General features: G+C 72.8%; 24 protein-coding genes and 1 pseudogene. 21 read left to right on the forward strand and 4 right to left on the reverse strand.

The window, feature by feature from the left end:
- The first annotated feature begins 47 nt into the window (after positions 1-47).
- From OG617_RS25355 to OG617_RS25365, 3 genes are all read left to right on the forward strand, one after another.
- Positions 48-542, forward strand: coding sequence for a hypothetical protein (locus tag OG617_RS25355; RefSeq protein WP_405095464.1), 495 nt, complete (start codon positions 48-50; stop codon positions 540-542).
- Between the two features lie 129 nt (positions 543-671).
- Entirely contained in the window at positions 672-1850 is a 1179-nt protein-coding gene (gene aroC / locus OG617_RS25360; RefSeq protein WP_405095465.1) for a chorismate synthase, read from the forward strand.
- Complete coding sequence (locus tag OG617_RS25365; RefSeq protein WP_396684038.1) at positions 1847-2359, forward strand: shikimate kinase; 513 nt, start codon at positions 1847-1849, stop codon at positions 2357-2359. Before aroC ends, OG617_RS25365 begins: the two co-directional genes overlap by 4 nt.
- Before the next feature lie 27 nt (positions 2360-2386).
- Here OG617_RS25365 and OG617_RS25370 read toward each other — a convergent pair whose 3' ends face one another.
- The 3 genes and pseudogenes from OG617_RS25370 to OG617_RS25380 form a co-directional block, all read right to left on the reverse strand.
- The gene (locus OG617_RS25370) at positions 2387-3187 is read right to left on the reverse strand and encodes a cytochrome c oxidase assembly protein (protein WP_405095466.1); all 801 of its coding nucleotides are present in this window, start codon (positions 3185-3187) and stop codon (positions 2387-2389) included.
- Positions 3184-3738, reverse strand: a complete 555-nt coding sequence (locus OG617_RS25375) for a DUF2243 domain-containing protein (RefSeq protein WP_405095467.1) — start codon at positions 3736-3738, stop codon at positions 3184-3186. Before OG617_RS25375 ends, OG617_RS25370 begins: the two co-directional genes overlap by 4 nt.
- Before the next feature lie 90 nt (positions 3739-3828).
- A pseudogene (locus OG617_RS25380) lies at positions 3829-4199 on the reverse strand (integrase core domain-containing protein); the annotation flags it as partial.
- 221 nt (positions 4200-4420) lie between these two features.
- Between OG617_RS25380 and OG617_RS25385 the strand changes: the two are divergent.
- From OG617_RS25385 to nusB, 5 genes are all read left to right on the forward strand, one after another.
- On the forward strand, positions 4421-4543 hold the full coding sequence (locus OG617_RS25385) for a hypothetical protein (protein WP_405095468.1): 123 nt from the start codon (positions 4421-4423) through the stop codon (positions 4541-4543).
- A gap of 91 nt (positions 4544-4634) precedes the next feature.
- Entirely contained in the window at positions 4635-5711 is a 1077-nt protein-coding gene (gene aroB, locus OG617_RS25390; protein ID WP_405095469.1) for a 3-dehydroquinate synthase, read from the forward strand.
- 56 nt (positions 5712-5767) lie between these two features.
- Positions 5768-6217 carry a type II 3-dehydroquinate dehydratase gene (gene aroQ, locus OG617_RS25395; protein ID WP_405095470.1) on the forward strand — a complete coding sequence of 150 codons (450 nt, stop codon included), beginning with the start codon at positions 5768-5770 and terminating at the stop codon, positions 6215-6217.
- A gap of 73 nt (positions 6218-6290) precedes the next feature.
- Positions 6291-6848, forward strand: a complete 558-nt coding sequence (efp, locus tag OG617_RS25400; protein ID WP_387019143.1) for an elongation factor P — start codon at positions 6291-6293, stop codon at positions 6846-6848.
- 23 nt (positions 6849-6871) lie between these two features.
- On the forward strand, positions 6872-7282 hold the full coding sequence (gene nusB, locus OG617_RS25405; protein WP_405103948.1) for a transcription antitermination factor NusB: 411 nt from the start codon (positions 6872-6874) through the stop codon (positions 7280-7282).
- Positions 7283-7362: 80 nt separating this feature from the next.
- Here the strand turns inward: nusB and OG617_RS25410 are convergent, their stop codons facing one another.
- Complete coding sequence (locus OG617_RS25410; protein WP_091436620.1) at positions 7363-7851, reverse strand: transcriptional regulator; 489 nt, start codon at positions 7849-7851, stop codon at positions 7363-7365.
- Between the two features lie 283 nt (positions 7852-8134).
- Between OG617_RS25410 and pyrR the strand changes: the two genes are divergently transcribed.
- From pyrR to metK, 13 genes are all read left to right on the forward strand, one after another.
- Entirely contained in the window at positions 8135-8719 is a 585-nt protein-coding gene (gene pyrR / locus OG617_RS25415; protein ID WP_405095471.1) for a bifunctional pyr operon transcriptional regulator/uracil phosphoribosyltransferase PyrR, read from the forward strand.
- Positions 8716-9642 carry an aspartate carbamoyltransferase catalytic subunit gene (locus tag OG617_RS25420; RefSeq protein WP_387019148.1) on the forward strand — a complete coding sequence of 309 codons (927 nt, stop codon included), beginning with the start codon at positions 8716-8718 and terminating at the stop codon, positions 9640-9642. Before pyrR ends, OG617_RS25420 begins: the two co-directional genes overlap by 4 nt.
- Entirely contained in the window at positions 9639-11024 is a 1386-nt protein-coding gene (locus OG617_RS25425) for a dihydroorotase (protein WP_405095472.1), read from the forward strand. Before OG617_RS25420 ends, OG617_RS25425 begins: the two co-directional genes overlap by 4 nt.
- Positions 11021-12205, forward strand: coding sequence for a glutamine-hydrolyzing carbamoyl-phosphate synthase small subunit (carA, locus tag OG617_RS25430; RefSeq protein ID WP_405095473.1), 1185 nt, complete (start codon positions 11021-11023; stop codon positions 12203-12205). Before OG617_RS25425 ends, carA begins: the two co-directional genes overlap by 4 nt.
- Complete coding sequence (gene carB, locus OG617_RS25435; RefSeq protein WP_405095474.1) at positions 12198-15545, forward strand: carbamoyl-phosphate synthase large subunit; 3348 nt, start codon at positions 12198-12200, stop codon at positions 15543-15545. Before carA ends, carB begins: the two co-directional genes overlap by 8 nt.
- Positions 15546-15702: 157 nt before the next feature.
- The gene (locus OG617_RS25440) at positions 15703-16740 is read left to right on the forward strand and encodes a quinone-dependent dihydroorotate dehydrogenase (protein ID WP_405095475.1); all 1038 of its coding nucleotides are present in this window, start codon (positions 15703-15705) and stop codon (positions 16738-16740) included.
- A gap of 175 nt (positions 16741-16915) precedes the next feature.
- On the forward strand, positions 16916-18190 hold the full coding sequence (locus tag OG617_RS25445) for an adenosylmethionine--8-amino-7-oxononanoate transaminase (RefSeq protein WP_405095476.1): 1275 nt from the start codon (positions 16916-16918) through the stop codon (positions 18188-18190).
- Positions 18191-18316: 126 nt separating this feature from the next.
- Positions 18317-19153, forward strand: a complete 837-nt coding sequence (pyrF, locus tag OG617_RS25450) for an orotidine-5'-phosphate decarboxylase (RefSeq protein ID WP_405095477.1) — start codon at positions 18317-18319, stop codon at positions 19151-19153.
- Between the two features lie 179 nt (positions 19154-19332).
- Positions 19333-19650, forward strand: coding sequence for an integration host factor, actinobacterial type (gene mihF / locus OG617_RS25455; protein ID WP_161691465.1), 318 nt, complete (start codon positions 19333-19335; stop codon positions 19648-19650).
- A gap of 50 nt (positions 19651-19700) precedes the next feature.
- Positions 19701-20234, forward strand: a complete 534-nt coding sequence (locus tag OG617_RS25460; protein ID WP_405095478.1) for a guanylate kinase — start codon at positions 19701-19703, stop codon at positions 20232-20234.
- Positions 20235-20280: 46 nt separating this feature from the next.
- Positions 20281-20544 carry a DNA-directed RNA polymerase subunit omega gene (gene rpoZ, locus OG617_RS25465; RefSeq protein ID WP_074318577.1) on the forward strand — a complete coding sequence of 88 codons (264 nt, stop codon included), beginning with the start codon at positions 20281-20283 and terminating at the stop codon, positions 20542-20544.
- Between the two features lie 15 nt (positions 20545-20559).
- Entirely contained in the window at positions 20560-21783 is a 1224-nt protein-coding gene (coaBC, locus tag OG617_RS25470) for a bifunctional phosphopantothenoylcysteine decarboxylase/phosphopantothenate--cysteine ligase CoaBC (RefSeq protein ID WP_405095479.1), read from the forward strand.
- A gap of 70 nt (positions 21784-21853) precedes the next feature.
- Positions 21854-23047 (forward strand): methionine adenosyltransferase, encoded by a 1194-nt coding sequence (metK, locus tag OG617_RS25475; RefSeq protein WP_405095480.1) that lies wholly within the window; start codon positions 21854-21856, stop codon positions 23045-23047.
- Positions 23048-23098 lie beyond the last annotated feature (51 nt).

Below are 23098 nucleotides of genomic sequence, written 5' to 3' on the forward strand. Positions count from 1 at the left end.
GTGTCACGGGGCCTTCCGTGACACCCAGGCCCTCCGGGAGGGGTCAGGTGTCCCGCAAGGAACTCGTCATTCCACGTCAGGTGGTTGCCTCGCTGAGGTTCCCCTCGATCTCGTTGGCCGACGGCAGCCCGGCCGGGCCGTTGGCTGTCCGGCCCTGGCGGGCGTCGCTGTTCCGGCGGTCGCGGAGGGTCACCCTTCCCTTTGATCCGCGCTCCGCCGAACGGATGCGCCGGGCGCTCACCGTGCAGCGGCTGGAGACGCTGCTGCTCGGCCCCGCACGGCTGGTCGTCGTCGTGATCGGCGCGGCGGCTCTGCTCCGCGCCTGGCTGGACCTGGCGTTCTCGTACCTGCCGTACGTGTTCGTGTCCGCCGCGCTGGCCCTCCAGGGGGTGTCCTCCTACCTGGGAGCCCGGGTGATTCCCCCGCAGTACCCGCGAGAGCGCAAGGGCGGCGCCCTGTCGATCCGCGACGTGCCGGAGGGGGTCGCAGATCAGTGGATCGCGATGAATCCCGAAGTGCGCAGCGGCACGCCGAGGGACTGATCGGCGCGGAGCTCGGCGGGTGGCGCCGGTGGCACCGCGTACCGTCGTACCGCTCCCGTCGGTGTCCGCAGGGCGGGACACGGCGGGCGGCGCGGTGGGACGTAACCCGGTCGTGACAGACTTGCCGACGTGTTGCGCTGGCTGACTGCAGGTGAATCGCACGGTGCCGCCCTCGTCGCGATGATGGAGGGCGTGCCCGCCGGGATCGAGGTGACCACCGGCGAGATCGCCGGTGAGCTGGCCCGCCGCCGGCTCGGCTACGGCCGGGGCGCCCGGATGGCGTTCGAGCGGGACGAGGTCGAGGTGATCGGCGGGCTCCGGCACGGCGTCACCCTGGGCAGCCCGGTGGCCATCCGGATCGGCAACTCCGAGTGGCCCAAGTGGCAGACCGTGATGGCCGCCGATCCGGTGGACCCCGACGAGCTGGCCCAGCAGGCCCGCAACGCGCCGCTGACCCGCCCGCGCCCGGGCCACGCCGACCTGGCCGGCATGCAGAAGTACGGCCACACCGACGCCCGGCCGATCCTGGAGCGGGCCAGCGCGCGGGAGACCGCCGCCCGGGTCGCCGTCGGCACCGTGGCGAAGGCGCTGATCAAACAGACCCTCGGCATCGAGATCGTCTCGCACGTGGTGGAGCTGGGCCCGGTCGCCGCGAAGCCAGGGCTGCGCCCGACGCCGGACGACGCCGAGCGCATCGACGCCGACCCGCTGCGCTGCCTCGACCCGGAGGCCAGCGCCCGGATGGTCGCCGAGGTCGACGCCGCGAAGAAGGCCGCCGACACCCTCGGCGGCGTGGTCGAGGTGCTGGCGTACGGGGTGCCGCCGGGCCTGGGCAGCCACGTGCAGTGGGACCGCAAGCTCGACGCCCGGCTCGCCACGGCGCTGATGTCGATCCAGGCGATCAAGGGCGTGGAGATCGGCGACGGCTGGCAGCAGGCCCGTTCCCGCGGCTCCGAGGCGCACGACGAGATCATCCCCACCGCGACCGGGGTGCGCCGGGTGACCGACCGGGCCGGTGGCCTGGAGGGCGGCATCACCACCGGCGAGCCGCTGCGGGTGAAGGCGGCCATGAAGCCGATCTCCTCGCTGAACCGGGCCCTGGCCACCGTCGACGTGACCACGGGGGAGGCGGCGACGGCGATCAACCAGCGCTCCGACGTGTGCGCCGTGCCGGCCGCCGCAGTGGTGGCCGAGGCGATGGTGGCCCTGGTGCTCGCGGAGGCCGCCACGGAGAAGTTCGGCGGCGACTCGGTGGCCGAGATCCGCCGGAACCTGGCCGGCTACCTCGAATCCCTGGTGATCCGGTGAACCAGACGCGACCGGTGGTCGTCCTCGTCGGGTCGCCGGGCTCCGGCAAGACCACCGTCGGGACGGCGCTCGCCGCGCTGCTCGGGGTGGGGTTCCGGGACACCGACGCCGACATCGAGCGGCTGGCCGGCAAGCCGATCCCGGAGATCTTCATCGACGAGGGGGAGGCGCACTTCCGTACCCTCGAACGGGCCGCCACCGCGGCGGCGCTGGCCTCCTGCGCGGGGGTGCTCGCCCTCGGCGGCGGCGCGGTGCTCGCGGAGGAGAACCGGGCCGCCCTGATCGGGCACACCGTGGTGCACCTGAGCGTCGAGCTTCCCGACGCGGTGAAGCGGGTCGGGCTGGGCGCCGGCCGGCCGCTGCTGGCGATCAACCCGCGGGCGACGCTGAAGTACCTGATGGACCAGCGCCGCCCGCTCTACGCCGAGGTGGCGACCGCGACCGTGGTGACCGACGGGCGGGCCCCGGAGGAGATCGCCGCCGAGATCGCGGCCCTGCTCAAGCCCTGACCCAAGCCCGGCCCCTGTGGCGAGGGGTCAGGACCGGGCCGCCTCCCGCGCCGGACGCGCCCGACGCGCCGGCCTCGGGTCCTTCCGCACCGGCCGCCAGGTGGCGAGCAGCGCCAGGGCGAGCGCGATCTCGGCGAGATCGCCGCCGTAGTACATGACCGTCGCCCCGGCCCGGAGCTGCTCGGGCGGCCCCGGCACGTCCACGGCGAGCCCGGCGTACAGGAGTTGGGCGAGGGCGGCGTGGGCGGCGACGGCGACGCCGAGCACCACCAGCCGGACCGGCACCCGGGGGCGGTGCGGGCCGGGGTCGGGGCCGGCGACCGACCAGGTGAACAGGCAGCCGGCGAGCAGGAAGTGCAGGTGCACCAGGTGGTGCACCGCCGGGTGCGCCACCGTGGCCCGGTACAGCGGCGTCAGGTACAGCAGGTACAGCCCGCCGGCGGTCAGCGCCAGCCCGGTGACCGGGTGGGCGAGCACGGCCAGGGCCGGCCGGCGCAGCAGCCGGACCAGCGCCCGGCCGCGCCGGCGGTGCACGGTGCGCAGCAGCAGGGTGACCGGCGCGCCGAGTACCAGGCCCAGCGGCGCCAGCATGCCGATCAGCAGGTGCTGCCACGCGTGCCCGGCGAAGCCGCCCGCCGGCAGGCCGAGCCCGACCGCGAGCAAACCCGCGCCGGCGCCGAAGGCCGCCGTCCGCCGGTGCGGCCACCCGACGCCGCCCGGACCCCGCTGCCGCAGCGCGGCGGCGAGGTAGACCCAGAACAGCGCCAGGGGTACGAGCAGCGCCGGCCCCGGGGTGAACCCGTCGTGGCCGGCATGGGCCGGGGTCACCGCTGGTCGGCGCAGAGGTCCACAGTCGTGCCGCGGCGCTGCACCAGCCAGCCGACGGCGACCAGCGCCGCCCCGAACACCAGGAACCCGAGGTCCCACCAGGTCTGGTGCGGGCCCCCGCGCACGTGGTGGATGCCGAGCAGGTGGTGGTCGGCGATCCCCTCGACGAGGTTGAACAGCCCCCAGCCGACCAGCGCCCAGCCCCACAGCACGGGGGAGCGCCACAGCCGGCCGCGTGATTGGGTCACCCGGGAGTAGAGCAGTGCGAGGCCGGCCAGCACCGCCACCCAGGTCACCACGTGGAAGATCCCGTCCCACAGAGTGTTGATCTCCAGCCCGGGCACGGTGTCCACCGGGTACGCCTTCATCCCCACGTTGGCGCTGCCGGTGCTGCTGAGCATGTGGTGCCACTGGAGCACCTGGTGCAGCACGATGCCGTCGGCGAAGCCACCGAGGCCGACGCCGAGGATGGTGGCAGGCAACCGGATGTCGGCGCCGAGGATGGTGGCGGACACCCGGGTGTCGGTGCCGCTGGTCGTGGGTGTGCTCATCGGGGGAACCTCCGCATGGTCGACCGGTCCTTGCTGCAACGCTGCCCCCCACTCTGCCCAGCTAAATGCCGACGGGCGGTAGTTGTCAAGTCACACTGAGACGGGTTGTGTTTGCTGGGCGGGTTGGTTGATCCAGGCGGTCTCGGGCAGTTTGGGTGGTCGCGGGCGGCGGGTGAACCGGTGCGGGTGTGTGGTGTAGGCCGCGTCGAGGGTGGCCTGCCGCTGCTCGCGGATCTGTTCGGCGGTGCCGTAGTGGACCGACGCCGGGGTGTGCATCCCGATCCCGGAGTGGCGGGGTTCGTGGTTGTGGCGGTGAAGAAGGCGTCGCAGAAGGATCGGGCGTTGGCCAGTGATCCGAACCGTTCCGGGAAGTCCGGCACGTATTTCATCGTTTTGAACTGGGCTTCCGAATACGGGTTGTCGTTCGATGTCCGAGGTCGCGAATGTGACCGTAGGACGCCTGTGATGGGCCGGTCGCGACGAGTTCCGGCCTTACCCGTGCCGGATGCGTGCCAGACGGCGTCTCTCCCGGGTCTGCCCCGGACGCGGACCTTTCGGCGCCCGCGACGGTGAGGACACCGGCGTCGCGGGCCCGCGCCCATTCAATGACATGTGAGGAGTACAAGCCCCCCGACGCAGAATCGCGCATTTCTCTCCGTTCGGGGCGTTCTCGTACTCGGCGATGATCGCGAGTTTGTACTCCGGGGTGAACACCCGCCTCGACGGACGCGGCGCGGGATCCGCCCCGGGCGACCCGGACGACGAGCCGGACTGGTTCCTGGAAGGTGTGGACACGTACACCTGACCAAGAGAGGGGTGCCGTCCGGTCACGCCCGTCGGCCACGGAGTGGACAGTCGCCGCCTGGCACCCGGCGGCTGGACTAGGCTGCCGGGCGATGGACGAGGTGACCCGTATTCCGGTCGGTGGTGAGCGGCCGTACGACGTGCTGGTGGGACGCGACCTGCTCGACGCGCTCCCGACGTTGCTGCCCGACGCGACCCGGGTGGCGGTGCTGCACGCGCCCCCGCTGAAGGGGCTGGCCGAGGCGCTCGGCGCCCGCCTGGCCGCCGTCGGGATGACCCCGCTGACCGTGGAGGTGCCGGACGCCGAGGCGGGCAAGGCCGTCGAGGTGGCCGCCGGGTGCTGGGACCGGCTCGGCGAGGCGGGCTTCACCCGTACCGACGCGGTGGTCGGGGTGGGCGGCGGCGCGGTCACCGACCTGGCCGGCTTCGTCGCGGCCTGCTGGCTGCGCGGGGTGCGCTGGGTGGCGGTGGCGACCTCGCTGCTCGGCATGGTCGACGCCGCCGTCGGCGGCAAGACCGGGATCAACACCGCGGCCGGCAAGAACCTGGTCGGCGGCTTCCACCCGCCGGTCGGGGTGCTGTGCGACCTCACGGTGCTCGACAGCCTGCCGCCGGCCGACCTGGCGGCCGGCCTGGCCGAGGTGGTCAAGTGCGGGTTCATCGCCGACCCGGTGATCCTCGACCTGGTCGAGCGGGACCGGGCCGCGGCCACCGACCCGACCTCGCCGGTGGTGCGGGAGCTGATCGAGCGGGCGATCCGGGTCAAGGCCGACGTGGTCTCCGGCGACCTGCGCGAGTCCGGGGTGCGCGAGGTGCTCAACTACGGCCACACCCTGGCCCACGCGATCGAGAAGGTGGAGGAGTACCGCTGGCGGCACGGGCACGCCGTCGCCGTCGGCCTCGTCTACGCGGCCGAGCTGGCCCGGCTGGCCGGTCGGCTGGACGCCGCGACCGCGGCCCGGCACCGCACGGTGCTCACGGCGCTCGGGCTGCCGACGGGCTACCGGGCCGACGCGTGGCCGCAGCTGCTGGCCGCGATGCGGGTGGACAAGAAGACCCGTGGCTCGCGGCTGCGGTTCGTGGTGCTCGACGGCCTGGCCCGCCCGACGATCCTGGAGGGCCCGGACGACGAGCTGCTGCACGCCGCCTACCGGGAGGTCAGCCGGTGAGCGCGAGGAGTGCAGCGCAGCGGAGCCCCGCAGTCGCGAACGAAGGGCGGTAGAGCATGAGGGTGTACGTGCTGAACGGGCCGAACCTGGGCCGGCTGGGCACCCGCCAGGTCGACGTGTACGGGGCGACCAGCTACGCCGACCTGGTGACGCTGTGCGTGCGGACCGGCCGGGAGCTGGGGCTGGACGTGGTGGTCCGGCAGACCGACGCCGAGCACGAGCTGGTCGGCTGGCTGCACGAGGCGGCCGACGAGGGCGCGGCGGTGGTGCTCAACCCGGCGGCCTGGTCGCACTACTCGATCGCGGTCCGGGACGCCTGCGCGATGCTGCGGGCCCCCCTTGTCGAGGTGCACATCTCCAACATCCACGCCCGGGAGGAGTTCCGCCGGCACTCGGTGGTCTCCGCCGTGGCGACCGGGGTGATCTGTGGCCTGGGTCTCGACGGCTACCGTCTCGCCCTGCACCACCTGGCGGCCCGCCCGGGCGCGGAGACGGCCGGCGGCTGACGGCGGGGACGGCCGGCGGCGGCAGGCAGTAGACTTGCCAGGTCTGTCCGCCAATTGATGATCAAGGCAGGAAATGGCCTCCACCAACGACCTGAAGAACGGCCTGGTACTCAACCTCGACGGAGAGCTCTGGGCCGTCGTCGAGTTCCAGCACGTCAAGCCCGGTAAAGGTGGCGCGTTCGTGCGTACCACCCTGAAGAACGTGCTGTCCGGCAAGGTGGTCGACAAGACCTTCAACGCGGGCACCAAGGTCGAGACCGCGACCGTGGACAAGCGCACCATGCAGTACCTCTACGCCGACGGTGAAGACTACGTCTTCATGGATCTGGAGACGTTCGACCAGATCACCGTCCCGGACGGCACCGTCGGGGAAGCGGCCAACTACCTCCTCCCCGAGGCCGAGGCGACCGTCGCCACCCACGAGGGCGTGCCGCTGTACATCGAGCTGCCGACCTCCGTCGTGTTGGAGGTCACCTACACCGAGCCGGGCCTGCAGGGCGACCGCTCCACCGGCGGCACCAAGCCGGCGACCGTCGAGACCGGCGCGACCGTGCCCGTGCCGCTGTTCATCACCACCGGCGAGAAGATCAAGGTCGACACCCGCGACGGCCGTTACCTCGGCCGCGCCTGATGGCCGAGGGCGCCAAGCAACAGATGCCGGCACGCCGCAAGGCGCGCAAGCGGGCGCTGGACGTGCTCTACGAGGCCGACCTGCGTAACCGGCCTCCGGTGGAGGTGCTCGCCGGCTACCTCCAGCGGATCGAGAAGCCTCACCCGGAGCACCTCGGGTACGCGGTCGGCCTCGTCGAGGGGGTGGCCGCGCACCTGGACCGGATCGACGAGCTGATCGCCAGCTACGCCGAGGGCTGGACGCTGGACCGGATGCCGGTCGTCGACCGCAACCTGGCCAGGATCGCGGTGTACGAGCTGCTCTACGTCGACGAGCTCGACGACCCGGTGGCGATCAGCGAGGCAGTCGAGCTGGCCCGCCAGATGTCGACCGACGACTCGCCGCGCTTCCTCAACGGGGTGCTCGGCCGGATCGCCGAGTACGCCACCCGCTGAGCCGGCGGCGTCGCCGCACCCGTACGACGAGGGAAGGGCCCGTGCCATCCGGCACGGGCCCTTCCGTCTGTCGACCTCGATCAGGAGGCGAAGAACGCCCGCGGGTCGGCGACGAGCACGCCGTGCTCGGTGAGGCGCTCGATCAGCCCGGACGGCGAGGCGTCGTAGACGATCGCCAGGGCGCGTAGATCGTCGGCGCGGATGGAGAGCACCCGGCCGTTGTAGTCGCCGCGCTGCTGCTGGATGGCGCGGGCGTACCGGGCGACGTAGGCCAGCTCCTCGGAGGCCTCGTCGTAGAGCCGCTCCAGGTCCAGCACGATCTTGCTGGTGGGCTCGTGACGAACCCCGCTGCCGTCGGGCAGCAGCTCAGAGACGGGCACCCGGTAGAAGTCGGCCAGCTCGGCCAGGCGGGACACCGTGACGGCGCGGTCACCGCGCTCGTACGAGCCGACCACCACGGCCTTCCACCGCCCGTTCGACTTCTCCTCCACCCCCTGCAGGGACAGGCCCTGCTGCTGGCGGATGGAGCGCAGGCGGGCGCCCAGCGACTTGGCGTATTCAGAGGGCATTCGGACACTCCCAGTGCTGCTCGGGGTTCTCCCAGCGATCGCTACGGAGCGTGACGGTACGGGGATTGCGACACCTGGTCAAGTGGTCGTGACCCTACCGTTGGGGAGCACAGGGTGAGTTATCCCGATTCGCCACCCTGATCCTGGGGTCAGTGCCGGCGGCGGAAGGCCCCGTGACCGCTGGTAACGTGGCGTGAGCCCCGGTCCCGGCCGTTCGCGGTCCGCCGGAGGTGCCAGACATCCTTTAACGACCCGTCCCGTGAGGCGGGGAAGGAGGTCCGCCGTGGCCTACCCATCGGCTGCCCATCCGTCGCCACCGCGACAACCCTCGGTGAAGGTGATCCTCACCGCAGCGGACGTCTCGCGCGTGGTGGACCGCATCGCCCACCAGATCCTCGAGAAGACCCAGGGCGCCGCCGACACCGTGCTGCTCGGCATACCCACCCGCGGAGTCCCACTCGCGAGGCGCCTCGCCGCCCGGATCGGCACCTTCGAGGACGTCGCCGTCCCGGTGGGCGTGCTCGACATCACCCTCTACCGCGACGACCTGCGCCGCAACGCCACCCGCGCGGTCGGCCCGACCCAGCTTCCGCCCGGCGGGATCGACGGCAAGCGGGTCGTCCTCGTCGACGACGTGCTGTTCTCCGGCCGCACGGTCCGGGCCGCCCTCGACGCGCTCGGCGACGTCGGCCGCCCCGCCTCGGTGCAGCTCGCCGTGCTGGTCGACCGGGGCCACCGGCAGCTGCCCATCCGCGCCGACTACGTCGGCAAGAACATCCCGACCGCGCTGGCCGAGAGCGTGCGGGTCACCCTCGCCGAGACCGACGGCGCGGACGAGGTCCGGCTGTACGGAGAGGCGCTCGCGTGATCCGCCACCTGCTCTCCGCCGCCGACCTGGACGCCGCCACCGCCACCCAGATCCTGGACACCGCGGCCGAGATGGCCACCGTCGCCGGGCGCGAGGTCAAGAAGCTGCCCGCGCTGCGCGGCCGGACCGTGGTGAACCTGTTCTACGAGGACTCCACCCGGACCCGGATCTCCTTCGAGGCGGCGGCGAAGCGACTCAGCGCCGACGTGATCAACTTTTCGGCCAAGGGCTCCAGCGTCGCCAAGGGCGAGAGCCTGAAGGACACCGCGCTCACCCTCCAGGCCATGGGGGCCGACGCGGTGGTCGTCCGGCACCCCGCCTCCGGAGCGCCGCACCGGCTGGCCGACTGGGTGGACGGGTCGGTGGTCAACGCCGGCGACGGCACCCACGAGCACCCCACCCAGGCGCTGCTCGACGCGTACACGATGCGCTCCCGGCTGGGCCGGCTCGCCGGCCTGCACGTCGCGGTGGTCGGGGACGTGCTGCACTCCCGGGTGGCCCGCTCCAACGTGCTGCTGCTGTCCACCCTCGGCGCGAAGGTCACCCTCGTCGGCCCGCCCACCCTCATCCCCGTCGACATCGCGGCGGCCCTCGCCCCCGGCACCGACGTCTCCTACGACCTCGACGTCGTTCTCCCCGATGTGGACGTGGTGATGATGCTGCGGGTGCAGCGGGAGCGGATGAAGGACTCCTACTTCCCCTCCGCCCGCGAGTACGCCCGCCGCTACGGGCTCGACGGGCCGCGGATGCGCCGGCTGCCCGAGCACGCGATCGTCATGCACCCCGGGCCGATGAACCGGGGCATGGAGATCACGCCCGAGGTCGCCGACTCGCCCCGCTCCACCATCGTCGAACAGGTCGCCAACGGGGTCTCCGTGCGGATGGCCGTCCTCTATCTCCTGCTCGGGGGGAACAAGCTGTGACCGCGTACCTGATCACCAACGTGAGCGTCGTCGGCGCCGCGCCGGCCGACCTGCTGATCCGCGACGGCGTCGTCGCCGCCACCGGCCAGGGGCTGAGCGCGCCGGACGCCACGGTGGTCGACGGCACCGGGCTGGTCGCCCTGCCCGGCCTGGTCGACCTGCACACCCACCTGCGCGAGCCGGGCCGCGAGGACGCCGAGACCGTCGAGTCCGGCTCCCGGGCGGCGGCGCTGGGCGGGTACACGGCGGTCTGCGCGATGGCCAACACCTCCCCGGTCGCCGACACCGCCGGGGTGGTCGAGCAGGTCTGGCGGCTCGGCCGGGAGGCCGGCCTGGTCGACGTGCAGCCGATCGGCGCGGTCACCGTCGGCCTGGCCGGCGAGCGTCTGGCCGAGCTGGGCGCGATGGCCGACTCGGCGGCCCAGGTGCGGATCTTCTCCGACGACGGGCACTGCGTCGCCGACCCGTTGCTGATGCGCCGGGCCCTGGAGTACGTCAAGGCGTTCGACGGGATCATCGCCCAGCACGCCGAGGAGCCCCGGCTCACCGAGGGCGCGCAGATGCACGAGGGCGAGGTGTCCACCCGGCTCGGGCTGACCGGCTGGCCGGCGGTCGCCGAGGAGGCGATCATCGCCCGGGACGTGCTGCTCGCCGAGCACGTCGGCAGCCGGCTGCACGTCTGCCACGTCTCCACGGCCGGCAGCGTCGAGGTGCTGCGCCAGGCCAAGGCCCGCGGCGTCCGGGTCACCGCCGAGGTCACCCCGCACCACCTGCTGCTGACCGACGAGGTCGTGAGCGGGAGGAGTGAGCTTGCGAGCCCCGCACTCGCGAACAACGGAAGCCCGGTGAGCGGGAGAAGTGAGCTTGCGAGCCCCGCACTCGCGGACAACTGGAGTCCGGCCGGCGCCTACGACCCGGTGTACAAGGTCAACCCGCCGCTGCGCACCGCCACCGACGTCGCCGCGCTGCGCGCAGCGCTCGCCGAGGGCGTGATCGACATCATCGCCACCGACCACGCCCCGCACGCCGTGGAGGACAAGGAGTGCGAGTGGGCGTACGCCCGGCCGGGCATGCTCGGGCTGGAGACGGCGCTGTCGATCGCCCTGGACGTGCTCGGCCCGCAGTGGGAGCTGATCGCCGAGCGGATGTCCCGCGCACCGGCCCGGATCGCCGGGCTCGACTCCCACGGCCTCGACCCGGCCCCCGGCGTGCCGGCCAACCTCACCCTGGTCGACCCGGCCGCCCGCTGGGTCGTCGAGCCCGCCGAGCTGGCCAGCCGCAGTCGCAACACCCCGTACGCCCGCATGACGCTGCCGGGTCGCATCGTGGCGACCTTCCTGCGCGGCGAGCCGACGGTCCTGGACGGAAAGGCTGTTAAATGAGAAGGCGTCCCGCGATTCTCGTCCTTGAGGACGGTCGCACGTTCCACGGCGAGGCGTACGGCAGCGTCGGGGAGACCTTCGGCGAGGCGGTCTTCAACACCGGCATGACCGGCTACCAGGAGACCCTGACCGACCCGTCCTACCACCGGCAGGTCGTGGTGCAGACCGCGCCGCACATCGGCAACACCGGCGTCAACGGCGAGGACGACGAGTCCGGCCGGATCTGGGTCGCCGGGTACGTGGTCCGCGACCCGGCCCGGATCGGCTCGAACTGGCGGGCCACCGGCGGGCTGGAGGACCGGCTCGCCGCCGAGGGCGTGGTCGGCATCGGCGGGGTGGACACCCGGGCGCTGACCCGGCACCTGCGCGAGCGCGGCGCGATGCGGGTCGGCATCTCCAGCGTCGACGACGACCCGCGCGCCCTGCTGGCCCGGGTCCGCCAGGCGCCGCAGATGGTCGGCGCGGACCTGTCCGCCGAGGTGAGCACGGCGCAGCCGTACGTGGTCGAGGCCGACGGTGCGCACCGGTTCACCGTGGCCGCGCTGGACCTCGGCATCAAGCGCAACGTGCCGCGCCGGCTCGCCGCGCGCGGGGTCACCACCCACGTGCTGCCCGCCTCGTCGAGCATCGAAGACCTGCTCGCCACGGGCGCGGACGCCGTGTTCATCTCGCCCGGCCCGGGCGACCCGGCCACCGCCGACGGCCCGGTCGGGCTCGCCCGGGAGGTGCTGCGCCGGCGGATCCCGCTGTTCGGCATCTGCTTCGGCAGCCAGATCCTCGGCCGGGCGCTGGGCTTCGGCACGTACAAGCTCGGCTACGGCCACCGCGGCATCAACCAGCCGGTGCTCGACCGGGTCACCGGCAAGGTCGAGGTGACCAGCCACAACCACGGCTTCGCGGTCGCCTGGCCGGGCCGCGACCAGGAGCCCGGCGCCGTGCAGGCCCCGGGCGCGGTCGTCCCCGACCAGGTGATCGAGACCGAGTTCGGCGGCGTCCAGGTGTCGCATGTCTGCCTCAATGACAACGTGGTCGAGGGGCTGCGGGCGAAGGACGTGCCCGCCTTCACCGTCCAGTACCACCCGGAGGCGGCGGCCGGCCCGCACGACGCGGACTACCTCTTCGACCGCTTCGCCGAGCTCATCGAGGGCCGGACCCACAGCGAGGGGCGCACGAATGCCTAAGCGGACCGATCTCAAGCACATTCTGGTGATCGGCTCCGGGCCGATCGTCATCGGGCAGGCCTGCGAGTTCGACTACTCCGGCACCCAGGCGTGCCAGGTGCTGCGCAGCGAGGGGATCCGGGTCAGCCTGGTCAACTCCAACCCGGCGACCATCATGACCGACCCGGAGTTCGCCGACGCCACGTACGTCGAGCCGATCACCCCGGAGTTCGTCGAGCTGGTCATCGCCAAGGAACGCCCCGACGCCCTGCTGCCCACCCTCGGCGGGCAGACCGCGCTGAACACCGCGGTCGCCCTGCACGCCTCGGGCGTGCTGGAGAAGTACGGCGTGGAACTGATCGGCGCGAACATCGACGCCATCAACCGGGGCGAGGACCGGCAGCTCTTCAAGGACGTCGTGGCGAAGGCCGGTGCCCGGATCGGCATCGCCGAGCCGACCGGCCTGGTGCCGCGCTCCCGGGTCTGTCACTCCATGGCCGAGGTCGAGGCCACCGCCGCCGAGCTGGGCCTGCCGGTGGTGATCCGGCCGTCGTTCACCATGGGCGGCCTGGGCTCCGGCATGGCGCACACCGACTCAGACCTGGCGCGGATCGCCGGGGCGGGGCTGGCCGCCAGCCCGGTGCACGAGGTGCTCATCGAGGAGAGCGTGCTCGGCTGGAAGGAGTACGAGCTCGAACTCATGCGCGACCGCAACGACAACGTGGTGGTGGTCTGCTCGATCGAGAACATCGACCCGATGGGCGTGCACACCGGCGACAGCGTCACCGTGGCCCCGGCCATGACGCTGACCGACCGGGAGTACCAGAGCCTGCGCGACCTGGGCATCGCCGTGCTGCGCGAGGTCGGGGTGGACACCGGCGGCTGCAACATCCAGTTCGCGGTCAACCCGGCCGACGGCCGGATCGTCGTGATCGAGATGAACCCCCGGGTGTCCCGCTCCTCGGCGCTGGCGTCGAAGGCGACCGGCTTCCCGATCGCGAAGATCGCCGCGAAGCTGGCCATCGGATACACCCTCGACGAGATCCCCAACGACATCACGCGCAAGACCCCGGCGGCGTTCGAGCCGACCCTGGACTACGTGGTGGTGAAGATTCCCCGGTTCGCGTTCGAGAAGTTCCCCGGCGCGGACCCGGAGCTGACCACCACCATGAAGTCGGTGGGCGAGGCGATGAGCCTCGGGCGCAACTTCACCGAGGCGCTGAACAAGGCGATGCGCTCGATGGAAACCAAAGCGGGCGGCTTCTGGACCGTGCCCGACCCGCAGGGGGTAAGCAGGGAGGACACCCTCGCCGCGCTGCGCGTCCCGCACGACGGCCGGCTGTACACCGTCGAGCGGGCGCTGCGCCTCGGCGCGTCGATCGCCGAGGTCGCCGCCGCGACCGGCGGGATGGACCCGTGGTTCCTGGACCAGATCCTCGCGCTGGTGGAGCTGCGGGCGGAGATCGTGGACGCCCCGGTGCTCGACGGCGACCTGCTGCGCCGGGCCAAGCGGGCCGGCCTGTCCGACCGGCAGCTCGCCGCGCTCCGGCCGGAGCTGGCCGCCGAGGACGGGGTACGCACGCTGCGTCACCGCCTCGACATCCGGCCCGTCTACAAGACGGTGGACACCTGCGCCGCCGAGTTCGAGGCGACCACCCCCTACCACTACTCGACGTACGACTCCGAGACCGAGGTCGCGCCGTCGGACCGGCCCAAGGTGCTCATCCTGGGCTCCGGGCCGAACCGGATCGGCCAGGGCATCGAGTTCGACTACTCGTGCGTGCACGCCGTGATGGCACTCAGGGCGGTCGGCTACGAGACGGTGATGGTCAACTGCAATCCGGAGACCGTCTCCACCGACTACGACACCGCCGACCGGCTCTACTTCGAGCCGCTGACCTTCGAGGACGTGCTGGAGGTCTGGCACGCCGAGGACTCGTCCGGCCGGGCGGCCGGCGGGCCGGGCGTGGTCGGGGTGATCGTGCAGCTCGGCGGGCAGACCCCGCTGGGCCTGGCGCAGCGGCTGAAGAACGCGGGCGTGCCGGTGGTCGGCACCTCGCCGGAGTCGATCCACCTGGCCGAGGAGCGCGGCGCGTTCGGGTCGGTGCTGGCCCGGGCCGGCCTGCGCGCCCCCGCGCACGGCATGGCCACCTCGTACGAGGAGGCCAAGGAGATCGCCGAGGAGATCGGCTACCCGGTGCTGGTCCGCCCGTCGTACGTGCTGGGCGGGCGGGGCATGGAGATCGTCTACGACGATCCGACGCTGCGTGACTACATCGGCCGGGCCACCGAGATCTCCCCGGACCGCCCGGTCCTGGTCGACCGGTTCCTCGACGACGCCATCGAGATCGACGTGGACGCGTTGTGCGACGCCGACGGCGAGGTGTACCTCGGCGGGGTGATGGAGCACATCGAGGAGGCCGGCATCCACTCCGGCGACTCGTCCTGCGCGCTGCCGCCGATCACCCTGGCCGGCTCGCACCTGGCGGAGGTGCGCCGGTACACCGAGGCGATCGCCCGGGGCGTGGGGGTGCGCGGCCTGCTCAACGTCCAGTACGCGCTCAAGGACGACGTGCTGTACGTGTTGGAGGCGAACCCGCGGGCGTCCCGGACGGTCCCGTTCGTGTCCAAGGCCACGGCGGTGCCCCTGGCCAAGGCGGCGGCCCGGATCGCCCTCGGCGCCACCATCGCCGAGCTGCGCGCCGAGGGGCTGCTCCCGCCGACCGGCGACGGCGGCACGATGCCGGCGGACGCGCCGATCGCGGTGAAGGAGGCGGTGCTGCCGTTCAAGCGGTTCCGCACCCCGTCGGGCAAGGGCATCGACTCGCTGCTCGGCCCGGAGATGAAGTCCACCGGCGAGGTGATGGGCATCGACACGAACTTCGGCCACGCCTTCGCCAAGAGCCAGGCCGCCGCGTACGGGTCGCTGCCGACCGCCGGGAGGATCTTCGTCTCGGTGGCCAACCGGGACAAGCGCGGCATGATCTTCCCGATCAAGCGCCTGGCCGACCTCGGCTTCGAGATCGTCGCCACCACCGGCACCGCCGAGGTGCTGCGCCGGCACGGCATCGCCTGCGAGCAGATCCGCAAGCACTACGAGTCGGGCGCGGGCGAGGACGCGGTCTCGATGATCCTCGGCGGCGAGGTGGCGCTGGTGATCAACACTCCGCAGGGCTCCGGGGCGAGCGCCCGCTCCGACGGCTACGAGATCCGCAGCGCCGCCGTGACGGCCGACATCCCCTGCATCACCACCGTCCCGGGCGCGGCGGCGGCGGTGATGGGCATCGAGGCCCACATCCGCGGCGACATGCAGGTCCGCCCCCTCCAAGACCTGCACGCCACCCTCCGAGCCACCCGATGACCCACCCCCAACCCCAACCCCCACCCCAACCCCCCACCCCGCCCCCAACCCCCCGCCCAGTCGGCGTTGATCAAGAAGTTTCGGTCGCCCGGCGGCCTGTTCCTGGACGCAAACTTCTTGATCAACAAGGCGGCGGTGTGACCCGGGGGAGGGCGTGGTGATGTTTGAGAAGGTCGTGCGGGCCGGGTTGTTCCGGGTGGGGGGCGGGGACGCCGAGACGGCGCATGAGTGGACGCTGCGGCGGCTGGCCGCCGTGTCGCGGTCGCCCGTGGCGCTGGCCGGGCTGCGGGCCCGGTACGCCGTGCGGGCACCCCGGACGGTGTTCGGGGTGGAGTTCCCGAACCCGGTGGGGCTGGCCGCCGGGATGGACAAGGACGGTGCGGCGCTGCCGGCGTGGCCGGCGCTGGGCTTCGGCTTCGTCGAGGTCGGCACGGTCACCGCGCACGCCCAGCCGGGCAATCCCCGGCCCCGGCTGTTCCGGCTGCGCGACAGCGAGGCCGTGGTGAACCGGATGGGCTTCAACAACGCCGGCGCGGTGGCGCTGGCGGGCCGGCTGGCCGCGCTGCCCCGCCCGATCGGGGTGCCGCTGGGGATCTCGCTGGGCAAGTCCAAGGTGACCCCGCTGGACGAGGCGGTGCAGGACTACCTCGCCTCCTACCGGGCGCTGCGCGGGCACGGCGACTACTTCGCGGTCAACGTCTCCTCGCCGAACACCCCGGGCCTGCGCGCCTTGCAGGACCGGTCGCACCTGGACGCGCTGCTGGCGGCCCTGGTGGGGGAGAAGCCGGTGCTGGTGAAGATCGCCCCGGACCTGACCGACCCGGCGATCGCCGACCTGCTGGAGGTCTGCCTGGCCCGGGGCGCGGCCGGGGTGATCGCCACCAACACCACCCTGGCCCGCGACGGGCTCGCCCCGGCCGACCGGGCGCGGGGCGCGGAGCAGGGGGGCCTGTCCGGCCGCCCGTTGGCCGCCCGCGCCCGGGAGGTGGTCTCCTTCGTCCACCGGGAGACCGGCGGGCGGCTCCCGGTGGTCGGGGTGGGCGGCATCGTCGACCCCGACGACGCCGCCCGGATGTTCGACGCGGGCGCGTCCCTGGTCCAGCTCTACACCGGGTTCATCTACCGGGGCCCGGCCCTGGTCCGGTCGGTGGCCAGCACAGCCGGCAGGGCGACAACCCCGGCTGACACCCGGTGAACGAGGAACCGGCGACACCCTGTCCCCACCCCCTTTGCTCTGCTGCAGCGGGCGCAACGGCTGCCGTCCCGCGCCCGGGCAGCGGGTGTTGCCTCCATGGCAGCAGAGCAAAGGGGGGCGTGAGGGTCGGGGCCGGTCCGCGCGACACGCCCGTGAGGACACGGAGGAGGGCCCTGTGACGCCCGAGGAGATCCTCGCCGGCGACCGGGAGCACGTGTGGCACCCGTACGCGTCGCTGCCGCCGGCCGCGGCGCCGTACGTGGTGGACAGCGCGCAGGGGGTGCGGCTGCGGCTGGCCGACGGCCGGGAGCTGGTGGACGGGATGTCGTCCTGGTGGGCGGCCATCCACGGCTACCGGCACCCGGTGCTGGACGCGGCGGTCACCGACCAGCTCGGCCGGATGAGCCACGTGATGTTCGGCGGGCTGACCCACGAGCCGGCGGTGCGGCTGGCCGGCACGCTGGTCGAGCTGGCCCCGGAGGGGCTGGAACGGGTCTTCCTGTGCGACTCCGGCTCGGTGAGCGTCGAGGTCGCGGTGAAGATGTGCCTGCAGTACCAGCGGGCCGTCGGGCGGCCGGAGCGGCACCGGCTGGGCACCTGGCGGGGCGGCTACCACGGCGACACGTTCCACCCGATGAGCGTCTGCGACCCCGAGGGCGGCATGCACCACCTCTGGGGCGACGTGCTGCCCCGGCAGGTGTTCGCGCCCGTGCCGCCGGGCGGCTTCGACACGCCTCCCGACCCGGCGTACGTGGCGGCGCTGGTGGACGCCGTGCGGCGGCACGCCGACGAGCTGGCCGCCGTGATCGTCGAGCCGGTGGTGCAGGGCGCCGGTGGGATGCGCTTCCACCATCCGGAGTACCTGCGGGTGCTGCGCGAGGTGACCCGGGCCCACGGCGTGCTGCTGGTCTTCGACGAGATCGCCACCGGCTTCGGCCGCACCGGGACGATGTTCGCCGCCGAGCACGCCGGGGTGAGTCCCGACGTGCTCTGCGTCGGCAAGGCGCTCACCGGCGGGTACCTGACGCTGGCCGCCGCGCTGTGCACGGCGGAGGTGGCGTGGGGCATCTCCCGCGACGGGGTGCTGGCGCACGGGCCGACGTTCATGGGAAATCCGCTCGCCTGCGCGGTCGCCAACGCCTCCATCGGGCTGCTGCGGGCCGGAGACTGGGCCGCCGAGGTGTCGAGGGTGGGCGCGGGCCTGCGGGCCGGTCTGGAGCCGCTGCGGGGCGCGCCGGGGGTGGCCGACGTGCGAGTGCTCGGCGCGATCGGCGTGGTCCAGCTCGACCATGAGGTGGACCTGGCGAAGGCCACCGCCGCCGCGGTGGAGCAGGGGGTCTGGCTGCGGCCGTTCCGCGACCTGGTTTACACCATGCCCCCGTACGTCACCGGCGACGCCGACGTCGCCCGGATCGCGGCCGGGATCGCCGCCGCGGTGGCGGTCGGCTGATCCGCGTCGCGGGTCCACCGGTCCGGCGTGGCATGTCCCGGATCGGTCAGCCGCGCCGATTGCGGCGGGTATCGGGGTGCGGCGGGTGCCGCGCCCCGGGGAGAGATCGAGAGAGGGAGAGGTCGGATGGAGAGCTTCGGTGGCCGGTTGCACCGGGCGGTGGCGGAGCGTGGGCCGCTGTGCGTGGGCATCGACCCACATCCGGGGTTGCTGGCCCGGTGGGGCCTGTCGGACGACGTCAACGGGTTGGAGCGCTTCAGTCGCATCGTGGTGGAGGCGCTTGGCGAGCGGGTCGCGGTCGTCAAGCCACAGTCCGCGTTCTTCGAGCGCTTCGGCTCCCGCGGCGTGTCCGTTCTGGAGTCAACTATCCGACAGTTGCGGGATTCCGGCTCGCTCGTTCTGCTCGACGTCAAGCGTGGGGACATCGGCTCGACCGTCGCGGCGTACGCCTCCGCGTACCTCGACCCATCCAGCCCGCTGTATGTCGACGCGCTCACGGCGAGCCCCTACCTGGGAGTAGGGTCGCTGGCCCCGATGTTCGAGCTCGCCGCCACGCACGGCGGCGGGGTCTTCGTCCTGGCGCTTACGTCCAACCCGGAGGGGGCCGCCGTGCAGCGCGCCCGCACCGCCGACGGGCGCACCGTCGCACAGACGGTGATCGACGAGATTGCGCAGCTCAACCGGGGTGCCGAGCCGCTCGGCAGCTTCGGCTTGGTGGTCGGCGCGACCATCGGTGACACGGGTCACGACCTCTCCGCCGTGCACGGTCCGCTGCTCGCCCCGGGGCTCGGCGCGCAGGGCGCCACGGCGGCCGATCTGCGTACGGTCTTCGGTTCCAGCCTGCCGTCGGTGCTCCCGTCGTACTCCCGCGAGGTGTTGCACGCCGGGCCCGACGTGGCCGCGCTGCGGGCCGCCGCGGACCGGGTCCTGACCGAGTGCCGGGCGACCCTCGGCGGGGCCTGACTGAGTGAAGGCTCGGTCACTTTGCCGTGGTCGCCGCGCGCCCACGTTGCCGAATGCGCCCGCGACCGCTAGTTTTCCCCGCGCTGGGAACCATGGACCCCTTTGGTTTCCGGCGACTTCACGTTTCACAGCTGCGGCGTGGCGTCCCGCCCGTCGCTATAGGGACCTGAGGAGAACTGGTGCCCCTCCCGTCACTGACCCCCGAGCAGCGCGCAGCCGCGCTCGAAAAGGCTGCGGAGATCCGCAAGGCCCGTGCTGAGCTGAAGGAGCAGCTCAAGCAGGGCAAGACCACCCTCGCCTCCGTTCTCGCGCGGGCTGAGGGCGACGATGTCGTCGGCAAGCTCAAGGTTTCGGCCGTCCTGCAGGCGATGCCGGGTATCGGCAAGATCCGGGCCACCCAGATCATGGAGAAGCTCAAGATCGCCGACAGCCGCCGGCTGCGGGGCCTGGGCGAGCAGCAGCGCAAGGCGCTGCTCGGCGAGTTCGCCGCCAACTGAGCACGGCGGGTTCGCCGTCACCTGAGCACGGCAGCGTGTAGAAACGAGCCGTGAGCACGGATGACGAGGCGCGCCCGGCGGCTCGGCTCACCGTCCTGGCCGGTCCCTCCGGGGCCGGCGTGGGCAGTGTCGTCGAGCTGTTCCGGGCGCGTTTTCCGTCGGTGTGGACGCCGGTGCCGGCCACCACCCGCCCTCGCCGGGCGGGTGAGCGGGACGGCGTCGACCGGCTGTTCCTCGATCCGGCGGAGTTCGACCGGCTGGTCGCCGCCGGCCAGCTGCTGGAGTGGGCCCGGGTCGGGCCGCACGCCCGCGGCACCCCGGCCGGGCCGGTCCTCGCGCGGCTCGCCGCCGGCCAGCCGGTGCTGCTCCCGCTCGACCTGCGCGGCGCGCTCGCCGTCCGCGCGGCGCACCCGGACGCCCGACTGGTCCTGCTCGCCCCGCCCGGCTGGCGGCCGGAGCCGGCCGTCGCGGCCGTGGCCGAGCACGTCGTGGCGCACGACCTGACCGGGCGGGTGGTCGACGGGCTGGTAGGCTTGCTCGGTTCTTCTTTCCCGGCTCCGGCTCAACCGCGTCTGCGTGGTTGAGCGACCCACCGCGTCCGCGCGGTAACAGAGACGCAGAGGTTATTTCGTGGGATCCATCGCCAACCCCGAAGGCATCACCAACCCGCCGATCGACGAGCTCCTTGAGAAGACGACGTCGAAGTACGCCCTGGTGATCTTCGCCGCCAAGCGGGCCCGCCAGGTCAACGCCTACTACAGCCAGCTCGGCGAGGGCCTGCTGGAGTACGTCGGCCCCCTCGTGGAGACCACCCCCCAGGAGAAGCCCCTCTCCATCGCCATGCGCGAGATCAACGGGGGCCTGCTCACCGCAGAGCCCACCGACCAGCCGTAGTCCCGCCGCGCGTCGATGTCCGCCGAGATCGTCCTCGGGGTCGGCGGCGGTGTCGCCGCCTACAAGGCGTGTGAGCTGCTGCGGTTGTTCACCGAGTCGGGGCACCGGGTCCGCGTCGTGCCGACCGCGTCGGCGCTCCGCTTCGTCGGGGTGCCGACCTGGGCCGCCCTGTCCGGCCAGCCGGTCGCCGACGACGTCTGGTCCGACGTGCACGAGGTGCCGCACGTCCGGCTCGGGCAGCGGGCCGACCTGGTCGTGGTCGCCCCCGCCACCGCCGACCTGCTCGCCCGCGCCGCCCACGGCCTCGCCGACGACCTGCTCACCAACACGCTGCTCACGGCCCGCTGCCCGGTGCTGCTCGCCCCGGCGATGCACACCGAGATGTGGGAGAACGCGGCCACCGTGGCCAACGTCGCCACGCTGCGCTCCCGGGGCGTCCGGGTCATCGAGCCCGCCGTCGGCCGGCTCACCGGCGCCGACAGCGGCAAGGGGCGGCTGCCGGACCCGGCCGAGATCTTCGCCGTCGCCCGGCGGGCGCTGGCCCGCGGCGTCGACGCCCCGGCGGACCTGGCCGGCCGCCACGTGGTGGTGACCGCCGGCGGCACCCGGGAGCCGCTCGACCCGGTCCGGTTCCTGGGCAACCGCTCGTCCGGCAAGCAGGGGTACGCCTTCGCCCGCGCCGCGGTCGCCCGCGGCGCCCGGGTCACCCTGGTCTCCGCCAACGTGACGCTCGCAGACCCGGCCGGCGTCGACCTGGTCCGGGTCGGCACCACCGAGGAGCTGCGCGAGGCCACCCTGAAGGCCGCCGCGGGGGCCGACGCGGTGGTGATGGCGGCGGCGCCCGCCGACTTCCGGCCCGCCACCTACTCGCCCGGAAAAATCAAGAAATCGGACGCCGGGCCACCTACGATCGAACTCGTCACGAACCCGGACATCGCCGCCGAGCTGGGCCGGCGCCGCCGACCGGAACAGGTGCTGGTGGTGTTCGCGGCCGAGACCAGCGACGCGGAGGCCAACGGCCGGGCCAAGCTCGCCCGTAAGCGGGCGGACCTCGTCGTCGTCAACGAGGTCGGCCCGGACAAGGTCTTCGGCGCCGAGACCAACGCGGCGACCGTCATCGGCGCGGACGGCGCGGTGCACACCCTGCCCGAACAGTCCAAGGAGGACCTCGCCGACGGCGTCTGGGACCTCGTGGTGGCGCGGCTGGCCGGAGGTGTCCGCATGGTGACGGCGACCTGACCGATCGATTGCTGTGCGAGTGTGGGCGACTACACTCCACGGAACGACTTTTCACATACTTAGGAGTGCCGTGACACGCCGCCTCTTCACGTCCGAATCGGTCACGGAAGGCCACCCGGACAAGATCGCCGACCAGATCAGCGACGGCATTCTCGACGCACTGCTCGCCCAGGACGCGCACAGTCGCGTGGCCGTCGAGACCCTGATCACCACCGGCCAGGTGCACGTGGCCGGCGAGGTGACGACCAAGGCGTACGCCGACATCCCCACCATCGTCCGGGAGACGATTCTGGAGATCGGCTACGACTCCTCGAAGAAGGGCTTCGATGGGGCCTCCTGCGGCGTCAGCGTGTCCATCGGGGCACAGTCCCCGGACATCGCGCAGGGCGTGGACAACGCGATGGAGCTGCGCACCGGCTCGTCGGAGAGCGCCCTGGACGCCCAGGGCGCCGGCGACCAGGGCATGATGTTCGGCTTCGCCTGCTCGGAGACGCCCGAACTGATGCCGCTGCCGATCGCCCTGGCCCACCGGCTGGCCCGCCGGCTGACCGCCGTGCGCAAGGACGGCACGATCCCGTACCTGCGGCCGGACGGCAAGACCCAGGTCACCATCGAGTACGAGGGGCTGCGCCCGGTCCGGCTCAACACGGTCGTCGTGTCCAGCCAGCACGCGGCCGACATCTCGCTGGACAGCCTGCTCACCCCGGACGTGCGCGACCACGTCATCGCCCCGGAGCTGGACAGCCTCGGCCTCGACACCGACGGCTACCGGCTGCTGGTCAACCCGACCGGCCGGTTCGAGATCGGCGGCCCGATGGGCGACGCCGGCCTGACCGGCCGGAAGATCATCGTCGACACCTACGGCGGGTACGCCCGGCACGGTGGCGGCGCGTTCTCCGGCAAGGACCCGTCGAAGGTGGACCGCTCGGCGGCGTACGCGATGCGCTGGGTGGCCAAGAACGTGGTGGCCGCCGGCCTCGCCGAGCGCTGCGAGGCGCAGGTCGCGTACGCGATCGGCAAGGCCCACCCGGTGAGCCTGTTCATCGAGACGTTCGGCACCGAGACGGTGGCGGTCGCCTCGATCGAGAAGGCCGTGTCCGAGGTCTTCGACCTGCGCCCGGCCGCCATCATCCGGGACCTGAACCTGCTCCGCCCGATCTACCGGCAGACTGCGGCGTACGGCCACTTCGGCCGGGAACTGCCCGACCTGACCTGGGAGAGCACCGACCGGGCCGCCGACCTCAAGTCGGCCGCGGGAGCCTGACCGGCACCAGGCGCAGCGACCGGCGACCCGCGGACGGGTCGCCGGTCGCTC

This window comes from Micromonospora sp. NBC_01412 (assembly GCF_045040215.1).
GTDB classification, from domain to species: Bacteria; Actinomycetota; Actinomycetes; order Mycobacteriales; family Micromonosporaceae; genus Micromonospora; species Micromonospora rubida.

Coding starts and splice junctions, on each gene's coding strand:
- OG617_RS25375 (WP_405095467.1), bottom strand. CDS start 3,738: ATGAGCACACCCACGACCAGCGGCACCGACACCCGGGTGTCCGCCACC.
- OG617_RS25385 (WP_405095468.1), top strand. CDS start 4,421: ATGATCGCGAGTTTGTACTCCGGGGTGAACACCCGCCTCGACGGACGC.
- aroB (WP_405095469.1), top strand. CDS start 4,635: ATGGACGAGGTGACCCGTATTCCGGTCGGTGGTGAGCGGCCGTACGAC.
- aroQ (WP_405095470.1), top strand. CDS start 5,768: ATGAGGGTGTACGTGCTGAACGGGCCGAACCTGGGCCGGCTGGGCACC.
- efp (WP_387019143.1), top strand. CDS start 6,291: ATGGCCTCCACCAACGACCTGAAGAACGGCCTGGTACTCAACCTCGAC.
- nusB (WP_405103948.1), top strand. CDS start 6,872: ATGCCGGCACGCCGCAAGGCGCGCAAGCGGGCGCTGGACGTGCTCTAC.
- OG617_RS25410 (WP_091436620.1), bottom strand. CDS start 7,851: ATGCCCTCTGAATACGCCAAGTCGCTGGGCGCCCGCCTGCGCTCCATC.
- carA (WP_405095473.1), top strand. CDS start 11,021: ATGAGAAGGCGTCCCGCGATTCTCGTCCTTGAGGACGGTCGCACGTTC.
- carB (WP_405095474.1), top strand. CDS start 12,198: ATGCCTAAGCGGACCGATCTCAAGCACATTCTGGTGATCGGCTCCGGG.
- pyrF (WP_405095477.1), top strand. CDS start 18,317: ATGGAGAGCTTCGGTGGCCGGTTGCACCGGGCGGTGGCGGAGCGTGGG.
- coaBC (WP_405095479.1), top strand. CDS start 20,560: ATGTCCGCCGAGATCGTCCTCGGGGTCGGCGGCGGTGTCGCCGCCTAC.